This window comes from Pantoea folii, from assembly GCF_056678875.1.
This window is the reverse complement of sequence record NZ_JBWXON010000002.1, coordinates 122,182-139,066: the sequence shown is the minus strand read 5'-3', so window position 1 is coordinate 139,066 and position 16,885 is coordinate 122,182. Positions and strand designations below refer to the sequence as shown.

Genomic DNA, 16,885 nt, shown 5'->3' with positions numbered 1-16,885 from the left:
CAATGGATTGCGCAGCTCCGGTATGTCTAAGCTCTTCGCTTTTAGATAGGGGGCAAAGCTAATCCGCTAAACCGCCTTTAAGCGATGCGCTTCTGGCTGCGCAGCAACGCTAATCCACTCAGTACCGACATCGCCATCAGGTAATAACCGGGTGCCAGGCTGGTGCCGGTGGCAGTGATCAGCAGCGTACAAATCAGCGGTGCAAAACCACCAAACACCGTTACCGCGACGTTATAGCTGATCGCCATCCCACTGGCGCGAGTACCAATTGGGAACAAGTCGGCCATCACCGACGGTACCGTCGAGAAATAGATCGATTTCAGCAGCGCCATCCAGCACACCAAAATAATCAAGGTGGTCGGCGTGGTGTGATTCACCACCAGCTTAAACGCCGGATAAATAGTGATGATCAACAGGATCAGCGAGCCCCACATCAATGGCACGCGGCCGACACGCTCCGCCAGTAAGCCCATCAGCGGCGTCACCACTGTCAGGATCACCCCTGCCAGCAAGGTCGCGGTGAACGCGGCGGAACCTGGCAGATGCAGGTTTTTGGTGGCGTAAGTTGGCACATAGTTGAGCATGTAGTTTACTGCGGTGGAGATCACCATTAAACCAATCGCCAGCAGCATCAGCTCTTTTTGACGACCAAACAGACGTTTCAGCGGTGCGGCCTCCGGCGCTTGCGCTTCAAAACTGGCAGGCTCATGCACATGGCGGCGGATATAGATCCCCAACGGACCAATCAGCAGACCGAAGGCAAACGGGATACGCCATCCCCAATCCTGAATCTGACTCTCCGTGAGGATCTGCGTCAACCCCAATCCAAACGCCGAGGCCAGCAGCGTACTCGCGCCTTGCGTGGCAAACTGCCAGCTGGCGATAAACGCCCTGCGCTCCGGGAAATGCTCGACCAGAAACGCCGTAGAACTACCGAATTCGCCACCCGCAGAGAAACCCTGCACCAGACGCGCCAGTAAAATCAGCAACGGTGCCATCAGGCCAATAGTGCCATAGCTCGGCATAAAGGTGATCACCGCGCCGCCCAGCATCATCAGGTTAATCGACAGCAGCAGCGCCTTTTTACGCCCGTGGCGGTCGGCATAGTTACCCAGCACAATCGCGCCCAACGGACGGATCAGGAAGGAGACGCCGAAACTGCCAAACGTCAACAGCATGGAAACCGATGGATCGCTGGTGGGGAAAAACGCATGCGCAATGTAGCTGGCAAAGAAGCCGTACACCGCAATATCAAACCACTCCAGTGCATTACCGATACAGGTAGCAAACAGCGTCTTATGCAGATTCGGTTTGGTGCTGCTCAATGGGGCAGCCGTGTTAAGCGTACTCATGCGGCACCTCCGGCGTGCTTGCGATGTTTAGCCACCAGCTCGCTGCCCTGCTCGCCCAGATCCCACAGCAGGCGGGTCATAATTTGCAGACCTTCACGCGCAATCGACTTCAGCATATGTTCGTTGACGCCATGCTGACCGCAGGCCGGATAAGAGTGCGGCACCCACAAGGTTGGCAGGCCGAGAATGTCTGAGAACACTTCGTTGGGCAGTGAACCGCCCAGATTCGGCAGCAGCGCCGGTTTTTTGCCGCTGGTCTCTGCCATGCTCGCCAGCACCCAATCCACCAGCGGATCGGTGGGATCGAGACGCGTGGCTGGTGAGCCGCGCATAAACTCCACTTTGACGTAGCCAAAACCGTGCTGCGCCAGGTGCTCGCTAACATGCTGTGCGAGGTTTTCCCAATCGGTGCCGACCACAAAGCGCAGCTGGCACACCGCCGTGGCTTCACCGGGAATGGCATTCATCGGACGTGCAGGATTGCCGGTCAGGAACGCCAGCACTTCCAGCGTATTCCAGCCGTAAAGTCGTTCTGTCGGAGAGAGGGTCGGCTCGCCCCAGGTAGTATCAATCTCTGGATCGCCCGGCATCCCGCCGACTTCGATGTCGCTGAGGATATCGCGCACTTGTTGAGTAAGAGAGTTGGGTTTCAGTGCCTCGACCTGCAGCACGCCCTTTGCGTTCACCAGGCAAGCAATGGCGTTGGCCAGCTGCGTGCCTGGATTAGTCAATAAACCGCCCCAGTTACCGGAGTGATAGGCGTTGTCACGCGCGGTAACGGTGAGACGGAAATTTACCGCGCCCCGAGAGCCGAGGAACAATGTGGGTCGTACCGCATTCAGACGCGGGCCGTCGGAAGCGATAAACAGATCGGCTTTCAGCAATTCAGCATGGTGCTGGCACAATTGAGCCAGACCCGGCGAACTGATCTCCTCACCCATCTCAAACAGCATTTTGCAGTTGAATCCAAGTCGTCCACCGCGCGCTTTGAACACTTGCTCCAGCGCCGCCAGATTCACACAGTGCTGCCCTTTGTTATCCGCGCTGCCGCGTGCGTACCAGCGATCGCCTTCTTGCACCAACTGCCACGGCGATAGGCCTTCGCGCCAGTTTTCGTCATCGCCGAACACCACATCGCCATGGCCGTAGCTCAGCAAGGTCGGCAGTGCCGGATCTTCGATGCGCACCGCCACCAGGAACGGACGATGGGCGGCTTCAGGGTTATCGATAAAGTGCAGCGTAAACCCCAGCGCAATCAGCTGTGGGCCAATTTCATCCTGCAGATAACGCTGTAATTCGTTGTCACGATCCTGGCGCTGGCTTTCAGTACGTTGCGCCACTCGGCGGGCCAATGTTTCCTGAAATTCCCCACTGTCAAACCAGGCGGTGGCTTGTTGTACCGCTTCTTGAGCTGTCATGTTTGCATGTCTTTTATTGGTATTTTGGTTTTGTCATCTTTGCGGAAACCTTGCTTTGCCACAATTATCAATTTATCGAGTATGATTTGCTTTTTTGGCAAAGCTCCACTGCCCGATTTCGAGGCATGCACCAGCATGAGGCATTCGCATGATAAGCAACGAGATCCGCTATTTTCTGGCTGTCGCCAATACCGGTTCGCTCAGCGCGGCCAGTGAACAGCTGTTTGTGGCGGTGTCGGCCATCAGCAGGCAGATCCAGCGACTGGAAAATCAGGTCGGCGTACCACTGTTCGATCGCCATGCGCGCGGTATGGTGCTGAATGAAGCCGGTGAAATTTACGCCCATCACGTGCGCAAAAATATGCTGGAGATGGAATACGCGCTGGCAGAAATCAAAGGATTAAAGGCCGTTCGACGCACGCAGATTCGCGTGGCCTGTACCGATGGGCTGGCCTTTACGCTGCTGCCGCGCATGATTGCCGCCTTCCGTGAGGATAATCCCGGCGTGCTGTTTGATATCAAAGTGGCGAGTACGCAAGGTGTCGCCGAGTTATTGCGCAGTGGTGAATGCGATCTGGCACTGCAATTTAGCCTGCACGCTGAACGCGGTGTGGAGGTGATCGGTTCCTGGCCAGCGCCGGTGCTGCTGGTGATGCATCAGAGCCATCCGCTGGCTAGCGCAACACACGTGACCCTGAACGATGTCAGCCACTATCCGCTGGCGTTGCCGCAACAAAACACCACGGTGCGCCAGCTGTTTGAGCTGGCGAGCCATATGAGCGGCAATTTGATTGAACCGGTGATCACCTGCGATACCTTCTCAACGCTGTTCCACTTCTTGCTGCGTACACCGCTGGCCCTGACCATTTGCAGCGCCTTTACCGTGCTGCAAGAGGCGGAAACGCACGGCTTGATATTACGTTCTGTGGGAATTGATCAGTTGAGTCAGCGCAACCTGCAGCTACAGGCGCAATCAGGGCGACCTCGCAGTGCCGCCCTGAATGTGTTTATGACGTTTTTACTGCAGCAAATGAACGCGCTGGAAGAGCCGTTGCGTCAACGCTGGAAGCCATAATCGCCAGGATTTTGGCAATCTAGCGGGCCGCCTTTGGATTGCCCGCTGCCATCATCAATTCTTAATATCGACCGGATAGAAAATGTGTTTGCCAAACGGATCGACGGTATATCCGCTCACCGTTTTGCGCACCGGCTCGAAAATTGTCGAATGGGCGATCATCACGGCAGGCACCTGGTCATGCATCATCTGCTGCGCTTCGCGATACAGGGTGACGCGCTTGTCATGGTTTTGCTCAGCACGCGCTTCGGTGATGATCTTCTCGAACGGCTGATAGCACCATTTGGAGGAGTTGGAACCGCCATTTGCCGAGGTGCAACTGTAGAGCGGGCCGAAGAAGTTATCCGGATCGCCAGTCGCCGTGGTCCAGCCCATCAGTGCTGCCTGGTGCTCGCCGCCTTTCACGCGTTTAAGGTATTCACCCCACTCATAACTAACGATATTGGCTTTGATGCCCACCTGCGCCCAATCGGCCTGAATCATCTCCGCCATTCGTCGCGCATTCGGGTTGTAAGGACGCTGTACCGGCATCGCCCACAGTGAGATTTCGGTGCCGGGTTTGATGCCCGCTTCCTGCAGCAACGCTTTGGCTTTCTGCGGATCATAATCGTAATCTTTCAGATCCTTGTCGGCGCTCCAGACATCCGGCGGCAGAATATTTTTCGCCACCGTGCCGGTGCCTTTGAAGATCGCGTCAATAATCGCCTGCTTGTTAATCGCCATCGCCAGCGCCTGGCGGACTTTAACGTTATCCAGCGGCGCTTTAGTGGTGTTGAACGACAGGAAACCGGTGTTGAGTCCCGATTTCTGTTCCAGCGTCAGGTCAGGATTGGTGCGCATTTTTTCCAGATCGGCCGGATTAGGGAACGGCATAATCTGGCACTCGTTTTTCTCCAGCTTGGCATAGCGCACTGAGGCATCTGGGGTGATGGAAAAGACAATGCGATCCAGTTTCGCTTTGCCCTGCCAGTAATCCGGGAAGGCTTTGTAGAGAATGCGGGAGTCTTTTTGATATTGCACCAGCTCAAATGGCCCGGTGCCGATCGGCTCCATGTCCACCTTCTCTGGCGTGCCCGCTTTCAGCATCTGATCGGCATACTCCGCAGAGTGAATCGAGGCGAAGTACCAGGCCAAATCCGCGAGGAACGGCGCTTCCGCATGCGCCAGCGTGATGCGCACCGTATTGTCATCCACTTTCTCTATATTCTTGATCAGCTTCGCCAGTTCCAGGCTATCGAAATTGCTGTAGTTGCCACCGGAGACGTTGTGGTAGGGGTTTTTGGGATCCATCTGACGCATAAACGAGAAGATCACATCATCGGCATTCAGGTCGCGCGAGGGTTTAAACAGTTTGTTGCTTTGGAATTTAACCCCTTTGCGTAAGTGAAACGTGTATACCGTGCCGTCCGGGCTAATATCCCAGCTTTCAGCCAGGCTTGGCACCAGTTCTGTGGTGCCGGGCTTGAAGTCTACCAGGCGATTGAAAATCGGCACTGCGCTGGCATCCACACTGGTTCCCGAGGTGTACAGCTGTGGGTTGAAATTCTCAGGCGAACCTTCAGAACAGTAAACCAGCGTTTTTGCCGATACCCCGCCTGCTACCGCTAAACACAACACGCTGAGTGTGAACTTTGCCATCATCTTTTTCATTGTGATCCTCGTTTTTGTTGACTTCCATGAGCCCGCATCGGTATGTATTGATAAATAACACGATTTATCCGAGGTGTGTAATGCACATCGCGCAAAGCTAATAAGGAAATGTGATGACAGACCAACTCGCGCGCCAACTGACCCAACGTTTTTACCGTTATCTGGCGGTTTCCAGCCAGAGCGATGCTAAATCCACCACGCTGCCCAGCACCCCTTCACAACATGCGATGGCGGAGCTGCTGGCGCAGGAACTGCGTGAGCTTGGGCTGCAGGATATCGTCATCGATCAGCATGCCACGGTGACCGCAGTAAAACCGGGCAATCGGCCTGATGCACCGCGCATTGGCTTTATTACCCATATCGACACGGTTGACGTGGGTTTATCACCGGATATCCACCCGCAAACCCTGACGTTTAACGGCGATGATTTGTGTCTGAACGCGCAGCAAGATATTTGGCTGCGCGTAGCGGAACATCCGGAGATCGCTCCCTATCACGGCCAGGAGATTATTTTTAGCGATGGCACCAGCGTGCTCGGCGCCGATAATAAAGCGGCGGTGACGGTGGTCATGACGCTGATGGAAAACCTCAAAGGCGATCATGGCGACATCGTGGTGGCATTTGTGCCGGATGAAGAGATTGGATTGCGCGGCGCCAAAGCGCTGGATTTGGAGACACGCTTTAACGTTGATTTTGCCTGGACTATCGACTGCTGTGAGCTGGGCGAAGTGGTGTATGAGAACTTCAATGCGGCGGCGGCGGAACTGGTGTTTACCGGCGTGCCGGCGCATCCGATGTCCGGTAAAGGCGTGCTGGTGAATCCGCTCCTGATGGCGCACGACTTTATTTCACGTTTCGATCGCCTGGCCACGCCAGAACATACCGAAGGACGCGAAGGCTATATCTGGTTTAACGATATCAATGCCAACGCCAGCCGTGCGGTGTTGAAAGCCTCGATTCGCGACTTTGATTTACAGGGTTTCGATCAGAAAAAACAGCAGCTGGTGGAAGTGGCTGATGAGATTGCTGCGCTTTATCCCACCGGGCATGTTTCACTCACCATCAACGATACCTATAGCAACATCAGCAATGCGATTGGGGAAGACCGTCGTGCGATTGACTTGATATTTGCGGCGCTCGAACAAGTGAGTGTGGAGCCGAAAGTCATCCCGATGCGCGGCGGCACAGACGGTGCGGCTTTATCGGCAAAAGGATTGCTGACACCGAACTTCTTTACCGGTGCACACAATTTCCATTCACGCTTCGAGTTTTTGCCGGTGCCCTCGTTTGTGAAATCCTATCAGGTGGCCGAAGCGCTGTGTTATCTGGCGGCGAAATAAGCAAGAAATTTACCGGCAGATCTTAATGCTGTCAGAGGCACAGGGATGGCCCGGCAACCGTTGGGAGGTAATGCCACCCACTTCGACGTAAACGAAAAAGGCTGCCATAGATGAACAATGGCAGCCTTAATTTAATCCGGTTTTCACGGCGCAGCGCGCCAGAGTAGCGCTTGATGTTATTTCGCTGCGGTCACATCAATGCCAGGGAAGAATTTCGCCGCCAGCTTGGTGATGGTGCCGTCAGCCTGCACTTTCGTGATAGCCGCATCCAGTTCACCTTTCAGCTTGGCATCACCCTTACGCAGGCCGAAACCGATACCGGAACCGAGGATGGTGTCATCTTCAACCGGCTTGCCAACAAAGGCGAAACCTTTGCCCTGTGGCTTATCGAGGAAACCAGACTGACCCGCAGCTGACATCACCAGCGTGCCGTCAAGGCGGCCCGCCACCATGTCGTTATAAACCTGGTTCTGGTCCTGATAAGAGGTCACGGTCACGCCCTGCGGCTCCCAGTGCTTCTTAGCGTAGGTTTCCTGGATTGAACCCTGCAGCACGCCAATGTTTTTGCCTTTCAGCGACTCGGCCGTTGGCAGGACTTTCTCGCCCTCTTTCACGATCAGCATGGTCGGAATACGGTAGATGGGCTTGGTGAAATCGATGCTTTTGGCACGCGCTTCGGTGATGTTCATCGCCGAGTTGATCGCATCAAACTTTTTCGCCTGCAGTGCCGGGATCAGCGCATCAAAGCTGCTTTCCACCCACTTACAGTCGAATTTGCCAACTTCGCAAATCGCTTTACCCAGTTCGATATCAAAACCTTCCAGCTCGCCCTGTGCGTTGCGGCTTTCAAACGGCGGATATTGTGATTCCAGACCGTAGCGTAAGGTTTCCTGTGCCAGTGCGTGTGCAGAAGTCAGCATACCCAGCGCCACAAACAGTGCGTTTAACTTTTTCATTATTCTTCCCCTAATTACCCTTTAACCCGGCACAGCGCTTCCGCGCCAGCCTGCAGTGTTGCGTCGTCTTTCGCGAATGACAGGCGAATTAATTTATTGTCAGTGCCGTCCATATAAAACGCCGACAACGGAATGGCGGCCACACCGTGATCGACGATGAGACGTTTTACCATTTCACTGTCGCTTTCGTCACTGAAATGTCCGTAACTGGCCAACATAAAGAAGGAACCTGCGCTTGGCAGCAACTTAAACGGCGAATCTTGCATCAATGACAGCAGGCGATCGCGTTTTTCCTGATAGAACGGTGACAGCTGCAGATAGTTTTGCGGATTCTGCAGATAGTGCGCAAAACCCACCTGCATTGGCGTATCGGCGGCGTACATCATGAACTGATGCACCTTCACAATTTCTTCCATTAACGCGGCCGGTGCCAGCGCATAACCGACGCGCCAGCCGGTGACGTGGAAGGTTTTGCCGAATGAAGACACGATCACGCTGCGCTGTGCCAGTTCCGGATGGGTTGCCATGCCGCAGTGGGCTCGGCCATCAAACAGGATGTGTTCGTACACTTCGTCGGACAGTACCACGATATCCGTGTTGCGGGTTAAGGCCGCCAGCTGCTCCAAATCGGCTGGCGTCAGCACCTGCGCACTTGGGTTGTGCGGCGTGTTGATGATGATCATACGGGTGCGCGGCGTGATGGTGGCGCGCAGTTCATCCCAGTTGATCGCAAAATCCGGCACCTGCAACTTCAGGCCAATCGGGGTTGCGCCCTGTAAACGCACCACCGGCGCATAGCTGTCGAACGCCGGTTCAAAGAAGATCACCTCGTCACCAGGATGCACCAGCGCCGAAATCGCCATGTAAATACCCTGGCTGGCGCTGCCGGTGATAAGCACTTCGCTGCCCGCATCATAGCGCTGGCCATAAAGCGTCTCGACTTTTTCAGCCAGCGCTTCACGTAGCGCCGGTAAACCGGTCAGAGAGGCATATTGGTTATGACCTTCGCGCATGGCTTTACTGACCAGCTCCACCAGATGCGGATCGCACGGGAAGTTCGGCGCACCTTGCGACAGGTTGATGGCTTTATGTTGTGCTGACAGCTGGCCGATGACGCTGAAAATCGTCGTGCCGACATCGGGCTGTTTGGAAGAGATGTTAACACTGCTATTCAAGGTCATCGTTGCTCCACAAGGTTGCATAACCACGTAAGGAAAGTAGATTTCTATTCAACGGTGAGACGCTTGAGTCGACAAGCGAATTGTTGTCATAATAGCCATGATTAAAAATCATAGCTTGAGGTCGTTATGTCCCGCTCCGCCCTGCCGTTGAATGCCATCCATGCTTTTCTGGTCACCGCACGCCATCTTAACCTGACGCGCGCCGCCAGCGAATTATGCATTACTCAGGGTGCGGTGAGCCGTAAAATCGCCACGCTGGAAAGCTGGCTGGGATTTCCCTTGTTTGCACGCCATGCGCGTGGTCTGCATCTTACCGAGCAAGGCGCGGCGCTGTTGCCCGAACTGCAACAAGGTTATGCCATGCTGGTGAATGCCACCGAGAAAGCCAGCCGCAGCAATGCCTCAATTCGCCTGAAAGCGCCCACCTGTGCCATGCGCTGGCTGGTGCCACGTTTGGTGGCGCTGGAGCAACAGCGGCCGGAAATCCATGTGGCACTGACCACTACGCTGGACCACGCTTCACAGCTGGAAAATTATGATGCGGCGATTGTGTTTGGCACGCCGCCTGCCGGTTCCATTCGTTTATTTGATGAGCGACTGACACCGGTCCTGGGCAGCAACATCACGCCACCCGTGGGCATCAGCGATTTGGCGAGGTTTACTTTTTTGCATCCCACCAATGATTCCCGCGACTGGCAAATGTGGCTGGCGGATCAAGCGGCCACTGTGCCGATGGCACGCAATCAGCACTTTGCCACTATGGATCTGGCCATCAGCGCGGCGATTCAGGGCTTTGGTGCGACGGTGGCGGATGTGACACTGGTGCAAAATGATTTGGCGAATGGTCGCTTGATTGCCCCGTTTACCAACAGCGTGGCCACCGGGGCAGCGTACAGCCTTTTACAGTGCGCAGAACAGGATGCGCCACCGTTCCTGCCGGATCTGGTGGCGTGGTTGTGTCAGCCTCAGAATGAAACCCACTCATCGGCGCTGGCCGACTTCGATTGAGCGACAGGCGTACTGGTTAACAGCGGACGGCGCAGAACGGTGCTGGCTGGCGCGGCCTGAGCTTTACCTAACGGCGCACTGTCCGACAGACGGAATTTCGCGACAGAAGCCTGCAACTCTTCCGTTTGACGCTCCAGCGCACTGGCCGCCGCAGAAACCTGCTCCACCAGCGAGGCGTTCTGCTGAGTCACGCTGTCCATTTCCGTGACGGCGGTGCCAACTTGCGAAATGCCCTTGCTCTGCTCTTCGGAGGCTGCCGCGATGTGCTTCATGATCTCATTCACATCCTGCACCGACTTCAGAATATCGTTCATGGTGCTGCCTGCGCTGCTGACCAACGCAGAGCCCTTATCCACGCGCTGGACGGAATCTTCAATCAGCGTGGCGATCTCTTTCGCCGCCCCGGCACTGCGCTGTGCCAGATTACGCACTTCACTGGCCACGACCGCAAAACCACGGCCTTGTTCGCCCGCACGCGCGGCTTCAACGGCGGCGTTAAGCGCCAGGATGTTGGTCTGAAAAGCAATGCTGTTGATCACGTTGGTAATCTCAGCGATTTTCTTCGAACTGCCGGAAATGCCCTGCATGGTGGTGACCACTTCCCCTACCAGACGGCCGCCCTGCTGCGCGGTGCCGGTAGCCGTTTCTGCCAGTGAACTGGCCTGACGGGCGTTGTCGGCGTTGAATTTCACCGTTGCCGTGAGCTGCTCCATACTGGCCGCAGTTTGCTCCAGCGCGGCCGCTTGCTCTTCGGTACGGGAGGAGAGATCGTTGTTACCGGATGAGATTTCTGCCGCGCCGCGATAGATATTCTCGGTTCCGCTGCGAATGGCGCTCACGGCTTCACGCAGGCTGTCCTGCATCGCACGCAGCAGCGGCACCAGTTTGCCGACACAGTTGCGGCCGAAATCTTCCACGGGCTGACTAAGATCGCCTTGGGCAATCACAGCAAAATGGTTACGCACGCGCTCCAGTGGTTTCACCAGCATCGCTACCAGATAACGGTCGGTGAACAGCAAAATCACCAGACCGAACACCACAGCAACCAAAATAATCACCTTAGTAATGTTAGTGAGCTTATCGACGGTGACACGGGTTTCATCCAGCTTAATGCCTGCGGCTTTGTTAAACGCCTCCGCGCTGGTGCCAAAGGCGCGGCTGAGGGCGGGCGTCACGTTATTAGCCTGTGTGCGATAAGCTTCAACGGTGCTCTGCTGTGCCAGCGACACCTGCGGCGCGATCCCCTCATCCAGCAATTTCTGCCAGCTGGCGATAACGCTGTTAACCGTTTCACTGTCCATCGGGCCAGGTGCCATCGCTTTGAATTGCACCAGCTGCGCTTTCATACTCTCCAGCGCCTGTTGCACCGGTGCGAAGGCATCCGCGCTCACTGCCGCGCCCGATGCACGCCCTTCCATCACGCGGGATAGACGCGTCACCACACGAAAATATTGATCGTTGCCTTTACTCAGTACCGTCATCTGATTAACCAGCTCACGGTCTATCTCATTCCCTTCGCCGAGGGCATTGAGCGAGTGCACGCTAAATAATCCGACACCGCACCACAGCAGGCAGAACAGCCCGAGAATAGTCAGCATGACGGCGCGAATAGTGAAGTTTTTTAAGATTCCCATACATAATCCCTTGGTGTGAAACGCGTAGGAGGCCCGATAAAATCGGGCATATTGCGTTTATCGGCAGTGGATTGGGAAAATGTAACGGTTTAATAAGCTAATTAATTGCTGTCTGCTTAAGCCGGATAGGAAATGTTATTACTGATAATCAATGGATTAGCCGAAAATTTGCCTTATAAATTCATTTGCGCAATTTCACTATTAGCCTGCTCATCAAAGCTTAACGTGGCTGCGCATCATCAGACGGAACAAACGCAGCCGCCCACGCATAAAACGCGCCTTCAACACCGCTTGCGGTTTACCCTGATCACCGAGGGCTAATGTCAGGTCTTCACGGGGACGCCACACCGGCCAGTCGATTTTGCCCTGCAGCCGATAGCTAAACTCACTGGCATCCCGGGCGAAGGTCACCCAATAAGTACTGACCATGTCGGCGAAGCGCTTATCTGCGGCAGTGTAATCCCGCTCAGGCAGCGGTTTCAGTGAGGTCAGCGTGTTGAATACATAGGGGATTTCGTTGCCGTGCCAGGTGCCATGTGGATAGAGGTCGCGGGCGTTCTCTGACACATAGTCGAACCAGTATCGCCAGGCAGGCATGCCAATACTGTGTTGAGACTGCGCCACCAGCAACGGGATCACGGTAAACGCCATGTCTCGCGCCACTGCCCGGCCCAGTAAGGTATCGTCGTGAATATCGTATAGCCATTTCATCAGGCCATAACTCAGGCGATTTTTGCGACGAATTTGTTGTAACACCGTTGCAGGATCAACACCAAAATAATCCAATACGCTGGCTTCATCACTGTTACTTCCCACCATCAACGGCACCCGATGCTGTTTACCGGCCATAAAGGTTTCGAGCATCGGTTTGGGGAGCACCGCATCACCGCTGATTGCCACCGGACCTAATCCCAGTGGACGTTGCAGCGGCCAGAATTGATCGGCAGGTAACTGACGAAGCTGTTCGGCAGAGGCGTGATCCGGCAGGCCAAAATGCGCTGCAACCTGTTTACCGATCTGTTGCGCCCTCCTGCGCGGCACATCCGGCAAGCTGTATGCACTCTGGACAATACCCTTGTGGAACAGCCCTTCAGCCAGCGGAGAACAGCACAGAGACAACACGCTGCGCGCCCCCGATGATTCGCCAAACAGTGTGATATTGTGGCGATCGCCGCCAAAGGCGGGAATATTGCGTTGAACCCATTGCAGCGCAGCGATTTGATCCAGCAAGGCAAAGTTATTTACCACCGCTTCTTGCGGGTATTCAGCATCCAGCGCCGGATGGGCGAAAAAGCCAAAATGGCCAAGACGATAATTGAGCGTGACCACGACGACGCCCTGCGCGGCTAAGGCTTTGCCACGATAGGGATCAATACTACCCGCGCCGATGGTAAAGCCTCCGCCGTGCAGCCACACCATCACCGGCAAGGGACGGGAGGGCTCAACGTCTGGGGTCCAGATATTCAGGTACAGACAATCCTCATTGAACCGGCCCGGATCGCCGCCACCCACTGCCACGCAATAATCCCGGTTTTGCCAGCTGGCATCACCCCATTGCGTGGCTTCACGTACTTCTTGCCAGTGTGCAACCGGCTGTGGCGGACGCCAGCGCAGTGCGCCCACAGGTGGCGCGGCGTAAGGTATTCCCTTGAAGACAAAAAGATCATCGTCAATCAGGCCTCTGAGTTCACCCTCTGCGGTCATTATCCTCAGACGTCGTTCGTTTTTCATCTCGGGTTCCCAGATCAAGCTTGGTTCCATTATTTGCAGGCCTTGAGCGAATGTCCATGTTCTGAAAGCATTTGCAGATTAAGCCGAATATGCTTTCGATCCATTGAACATCTCCATCAAATTATTTGGCTAACCCTGGCATGGCGAATTGCATTAAGGTTACAAGTTAACCTGGCGAGACAGAGAAGCGCGATGTTTGGTGGTATCAACCAGATGTTCAATCGGATGAGCGATCACCCGGACTTCGGTAAACTGCTGTTACGTCTGACGTTTGGCGGCCTGCTGTTATTTCATGGCGAATTCAAGGTGATGCATGGCGTCGACTGGATCGCTCATATGTTGGCCGTTAAAGGCATGCCAGGTTTCATCGCTTACGGTGCTTACATCGGGGAAATAGTGGCACCTGTCATGGTGATCATCGGTTTAATGACGCGCCCTGCGGCTTTCATTATTGCGGTGAACATGGTTGTTGCGACCTTGCTGGTAAAAATGGGCGCAGTCTGGCATCGCACAGATGTTGGCGCCTGGTCTCTGGAAACAGAGGCGCTTTATCTGCTGGGCGCACTCGCCATCATGTTCTTGGGTGCCGGGAAGTACACGCTGGTGCGTGATTCGCGCTTGCAATAAAAATCAAAAGAAATGAAGCCGGTCTGCTGAAGTGCTGATGCCACTTCACAGACCGGTTTTCTTATGCCCTTAACGTATCCCGCAACGAGCCAGACTGCGCTGCTGCATCTGCTGATACAACGCCATCTCATCCTGCACCGCTGCACCTAACGCGGCTTCAAAATCCGCCCGGCTGGCATTGCCCGCGCTACGTGCGTGCGTTTCGTCGCCTAAATTAGACTGAAATATCCCCGCTGCGCTCACTGGCAGAAAATCTTCATACACTATCGGTTCTGCCAGCACGCGCCCTTCAGCAAGCAGTTGAACCAGAGTTTCTCCCGTTTGCGGAGGATGCTGGGTGCCCTTAGCGGTCAAACGATAGCGGAACCACGCCAGTTCCTGTTCGCGCAAGGTATCTTCATCATCTGGGAAATCGCGAAACACCGCGCTCAGATGCTGTTGATGATGCTGGTTATCACTGCCGGTGCCCGCTTCCGCCAACAGACGGTCGTAGAGTGTGCGACCTTTGGGGGTTAGCGCCGCGCCGCGCTGCTCGATCTCACCAAAGCGCGCAGTATGTGTGCCGGGGGTGCCGTCATTAAAATGCACTGCCTCTTCCAGCGCTTTAAAGCTGGTTTGACGTAACAGGATCGGCACCTGACGTTGGGGGGGGCCCTCGATGAGGGTTTTAGGATCGATGCCGCGCGTGGGCATTAAGGTTTGCACGCGATCTATATCCAACGTGCGTGGGGTCAGATGGTTGATGTGGCACCCCTGGAAGCACACTACATCGGCGATTAATCGATGTTGCTGACTCAGTGCGCGGTAGGTCACGCTGTCCACAGTGGTGTGGGCATGCCAGCGGAAGGTTTCCAGCGCCTCTTTGACAAAAAGCGCCGCGTCCGCAGCGTTTAAACCGCCCTGCTGTTGGTGTTGCGCGATCAATGCGCGACAACCCGGCGTGAAAATATCGCGCGCGGCTAAAATCGCGGCGGCTTTCTCTCTCAACGCGGCATCATCAATCAGTTCAAGACGTAACAGAGAGGTAAACACGCGGAACGGATTGCGGCGCAATGCGCTGTCCGTAACCGGACGAAAAGCGGTGGAGTGAACCGGCACGCCCGCCTGGGAGAGATCGTAATATCCCACCGGTTCCATCCCCATCACCGCAAACATCTGGCGCAGCGTGCTGAGTTCTTCTGCCGTTCCCACACGAATCGCACCGTGACGTTCCACGCTGAGACGGTCCAGTTCATCGGCGGCAGCGAGGCGGTTTTTTAAAGCGGGTTGTGCTTCCAGCGTACGTTCATTCACGGCCGTGACCAGTTGCGTCAGGGTGCCATATTGCGGCACTTCCTGCTGATACATACTGGACATCGCTTGTGAGAACAGCGTGCGAATCGCATCGCTGGTGAGAAAGTTTTCCATGGTCATCACCTCGGCGTTAAGGGTTGTTGCTAATGTAGATCAACCCTTTATCGCCGTGGAGGAATTTCGTGGAACTGTGACCGCCCTGTCACTCAGCCCGGTCTGACGGGTCACCAAAGCGACATTTCAGGGCCAGCATGATCGTGGTGAGCACCGCTGGAATCGCCAGCAACAGGAAGATTTGGCTGAACGACCACCCGAGCGAAAGAAGCTCTGCGCCGACAAAAGCACTCATAATCGCACCGACACGACCCACACCGTGCATCCAGCTGGAACCGGTCGCACGCGCGTGCGTAGGGTAATAGCTGGCGGACAGCGCATTCATGCCGGTATTGGCGCCGTTAAAGCAGAAGCCGCTAAAGAAGGCGATGGCACTCATTAATCCCACTTCCGCCGGGGAGAAGCCGAGCGCGACAATCGCAATGCCGCCACAGAAGTAGATCACCGCCAGCGCGATATTGGCATTAATGCGATCCATCAGCCAGCCCGCAAACAGCGAACCTACCGTGCCGCCCGCCTGGTACATCGCCGTAACGATGGCGGCTTCCGTCACCGACATTCCCAGCGTGTTGATCAGCGAGGGCATCCAGCTGCCAATCAGATAGACGAGGAACAGCCCCATAAAGTAGCCGCCCCATAACATCAGGCTGCCGAAGAGATATCGCCGGGAAACCACCGTCGCCACTGCGCCACGCCGCACGACAACCTGTTCAGTGGACTGGTAATGGCTGTTCGGCTCAACGACGCCAGGCAGCATGCGATCCAAAATGGCATGTATACGTGCAGCAGGTGCGCGACGGCTAATCAGGAAGCGCACGGATTCCGGTAAGCCGCGCAGCAGGAAAGGCAAAACAATCAGCGGCAAGACGCCACCCATCAACATCACGGAGTGCCAGTCATAGCGAGGCAACAGCCAGGAAGCTGCAAATCCGCCCGATGCGGCACCAAAGGTGAAACCGCAGAACACCACGGTGATAATGAATGAACGTCGACGCTCTGGTGCATACTCTGCTACCAGCGTTCCAACGTTTGGCATGGCTGCACCGAGGCCAAGCCCGGTGAGAAAACGGAATAACATCATTTGATCGATGTTTTGCGCCATGGCGGTGGCCAGCGTCCACAAGCCAAAAAAACCCACGCTGAGCAGTATCATCACACGCCGCCCGTAGCGATCGGCCAATGGCCCTGCCACCATGGCACCTAAGGCCAGGCCAATCAGCGCAGCGCTGATCACCATGCCAAGCAGATGATTAGTGACGCCCCAACTGGCTTTCAATGTAGGAGCGATAAAGCCCATCAGCGCGATGTCCATGCCATCCAGCGCAACAACGATGAAGCACAGCGCAATCAGGCGTTTTTGCCAACGGCTAAGCGCACTCTGATTAATCAGCTGGCGAACATCTACGGCTTCAACGGTGGTCACGGATCAACTCCTGCACATTCATCGTTTAATCATCAGTTTTGGTAAAAAAAACGGCGCTAATGATAGCTCATCGTTAACAATAA

General features: G+C 55.3%; 13 protein-coding genes. 4 read left to right on the top strand and 9 right to left on the bottom strand.

What is annotated here, in order from left to right; translation table 11 throughout:
- Positions 1-77: 77 nt before the first annotated feature.
- Positions 78-1,352 (bottom strand): MFS transporter, encoded by a 1,275-nt coding sequence (locus tag AC1MDE_RS04140; RefSeq protein ID WP_480344322.1) that lies wholly within the window; start codon positions 1,350-1,352, stop codon positions 78-80.
- Positions 1,349-2,770 carry a M20 family metallopeptidase gene (locus tag AC1MDE_RS04135; protein ID WP_480344321.1) on the bottom strand — a complete coding sequence of 474 codons (1,422 nt, stop codon included), beginning with the start codon at positions 2,768-2,770 and terminating at the stop codon, positions 1,349-1,351. Before AC1MDE_RS04135 ends, AC1MDE_RS04140 begins: the two co-directional genes overlap by 4 nt.
- A gap of 148 nt (positions 2,771-2,918) precedes the next feature.
- Between AC1MDE_RS04135 and AC1MDE_RS04130 the strand changes: the two genes are divergently transcribed.
- Positions 2,919-3,845 carry a LysR family transcriptional regulator gene (locus AC1MDE_RS04130; protein WP_480344320.1) on the top strand — a complete coding sequence of 309 codons (927 nt, stop codon included), beginning with the start codon at positions 2,919-2,921 and terminating at the stop codon, positions 3,843-3,845.
- A 54-nt stretch (positions 3,846-3,899) separates the two neighbouring features.
- Here AC1MDE_RS04130 and AC1MDE_RS04125 read toward each other — a convergent pair whose 3' ends face one another.
- Entirely contained in the window at positions 3,900-5,495 is a 1,596-nt protein-coding gene (locus AC1MDE_RS04125; protein ID WP_058962082.1) for an ABC transporter substrate-binding protein, read from the bottom strand.
- 113 nt (positions 5,496-5,608) lie between these two features.
- Here AC1MDE_RS04125 and pepT point away from each other — a divergent pair, with 113 nt between their 5' ends.
- Positions 5,609-6,835: a peptidase T gene (gene pepT, locus AC1MDE_RS04120; protein ID WP_058962083.1), complete on the top strand. Its 1,227-nt coding sequence runs from the start codon at positions 5,609-5,611 to the stop codon at positions 6,833-6,835.
- 176 nt (positions 6,836-7,011) lie between these two features.
- On the opposite strand, the gene AC1MDE_RS04115 is transcribed toward pepT, so the two are convergent.
- Both AC1MDE_RS04115 and AC1MDE_RS04110 read right to left on the bottom strand, forming a co-directional pair.
- Positions 7,012-7,791 (bottom strand): transporter substrate-binding domain-containing protein, encoded by a 780-nt coding sequence (locus tag AC1MDE_RS04115; RefSeq protein WP_058962084.1) that lies wholly within the window; start codon positions 7,789-7,791, stop codon positions 7,012-7,014.
- Positions 7,792-7,805: 14 nt separating this feature from the next.
- Positions 7,806-8,972 (bottom strand): methionine aminotransferase, encoded by a 1,167-nt coding sequence (locus tag AC1MDE_RS04110; protein ID WP_480344319.1) that lies wholly within the window; start codon positions 8,970-8,972, stop codon positions 7,806-7,808.
- A 126-nt stretch (positions 8,973-9,098) separates the two neighbouring features.
- Here AC1MDE_RS04110 and AC1MDE_RS04105 point away from each other — a divergent pair, with 126 nt between their 5' ends.
- On the top strand, positions 9,099-9,980 hold the full coding sequence (locus tag AC1MDE_RS04105) for a LysR substrate-binding domain-containing protein (RefSeq protein ID WP_479398601.1): 882 nt from the start codon (positions 9,099-9,101) through the stop codon (positions 9,978-9,980).
- Here the strand turns inward: AC1MDE_RS04105 and AC1MDE_RS04100 are convergent.
- Positions 9,938-11,614 (bottom strand): methyl-accepting chemotaxis protein, encoded by a 1,677-nt coding sequence (locus tag AC1MDE_RS04100; RefSeq protein WP_034830905.1) that lies wholly within the window; start codon positions 11,612-11,614, stop codon positions 9,938-9,940. The two genes, AC1MDE_RS04105 and AC1MDE_RS04100, sit on opposite strands and share 43 nt — an antisense overlap.
- Positions 11,615-11,827: 213 nt before the next feature.
- Positions 11,828-13,345: a carboxylesterase/lipase family protein gene (locus AC1MDE_RS04095; RefSeq protein ID WP_480344318.1), complete on the bottom strand. Its 1,518-nt coding sequence runs from the start codon at positions 13,343-13,345 to the stop codon at positions 11,828-11,830.
- A 192-nt stretch (positions 13,346-13,537) separates the two neighbouring features.
- Between AC1MDE_RS04095 and AC1MDE_RS04090 the strand changes: the two genes are divergently transcribed.
- Complete coding sequence (locus AC1MDE_RS04090) at positions 13,538-13,972, top strand: DoxX family protein (RefSeq protein WP_034830906.1); 435 nt, start codon at positions 13,538-13,540, stop codon at positions 13,970-13,972.
- Positions 13,973-14,041: 69 nt separating this feature from the next.
- On the opposite strand, the gene hglS is transcribed toward AC1MDE_RS04090, so the two are convergent.
- Positions 14,042-15,379 carry a 2-oxoadipate dioxygenase/decarboxylase HglS gene (hglS, locus tag AC1MDE_RS04085; RefSeq protein ID WP_479398604.1) on the bottom strand — a complete coding sequence of 446 codons (1,338 nt, stop codon included), beginning with the start codon at positions 15,377-15,379 and terminating at the stop codon, positions 14,042-14,044.
- Positions 15,380-15,467: 88 nt separating this feature from the next.
- Positions 15,468-16,802, bottom strand: coding sequence for an MFS transporter (locus tag AC1MDE_RS04080; protein WP_479400864.1), 1,335 nt, complete (start codon positions 16,800-16,802; stop codon positions 15,468-15,470).
- Positions 16,803-16,885 lie beyond the last annotated feature (83 nt).

What these genes read in the sequence shown, in the direction of transcription:
- AC1MDE_RS04140 (WP_480344322.1), bottom strand. Translation starts at nt 1,352, where the DNA reads ATGAGTACGCTTAACACGGCTGCCCCATTGAGCAGCACCAAACCGAAT.
- AC1MDE_RS04135 (WP_480344321.1), bottom strand. Translation starts at nt 2,770, where the DNA reads ATGACAGCTCAAGAAGCGGTACAACAAGCCACCGCCTGGTTTGACAGT.
- AC1MDE_RS04130 (WP_480344320.1), top strand. Translation starts at nt 2,919, where the DNA reads ATGATAAGCAACGAGATCCGCTATTTTCTGGCTGTCGCCAATACCGGT.
- AC1MDE_RS04125 (WP_058962082.1), bottom strand. Translation starts at nt 5,495, where the DNA reads ATGAAAAAGATGATGGCAAAGTTCACACTCAGCGTGTTGTGTTTAGCG.
- pepT (WP_058962083.1), top strand. Translation starts at nt 5,609, where the DNA reads ATGACAGACCAACTCGCGCGCCAACTGACCCAACGTTTTTACCGTTAT.
- AC1MDE_RS04115 (WP_058962084.1), bottom strand. Translation starts at nt 7,791, where the DNA reads ATGAAAAAGTTAAACGCACTGTTTGTGGCGCTGGGTATGCTGACTTCT.
- AC1MDE_RS04110 (WP_480344319.1), bottom strand. Translation starts at nt 8,972, where the DNA reads ATGACCTTGAATAGCAGTGTTAACATCTCTTCCAAACAGCCCGATGTC.
- AC1MDE_RS04105 (WP_479398601.1), top strand. Translation starts at nt 9,099, where the DNA reads ATGTCCCGCTCCGCCCTGCCGTTGAATGCCATCCATGCTTTTCTGGTC.
- AC1MDE_RS04100 (WP_034830905.1), bottom strand. Translation starts at nt 11,614, where the DNA reads ATGGGAATCTTAAAAAACTTCACTATTCGCGCCGTCATGCTGACTATT.
- AC1MDE_RS04095 (WP_480344318.1), bottom strand. Translation starts at nt 13,345, where the DNA reads ATGAAAAACGAACGACGTCTGAGGATAATGACCGCAGAGGGTGAACTC.
- AC1MDE_RS04090 (WP_034830906.1), top strand. Translation starts at nt 13,538, where the DNA reads ATGTTTGGTGGTATCAACCAGATGTTCAATCGGATGAGCGATCACCCG.
- hglS (WP_479398604.1), bottom strand. Translation starts at nt 15,379, where the DNA reads ATGGAAAACTTTCTCACCAGCGATGCGATTCGCACGCTGTTCTCACAA.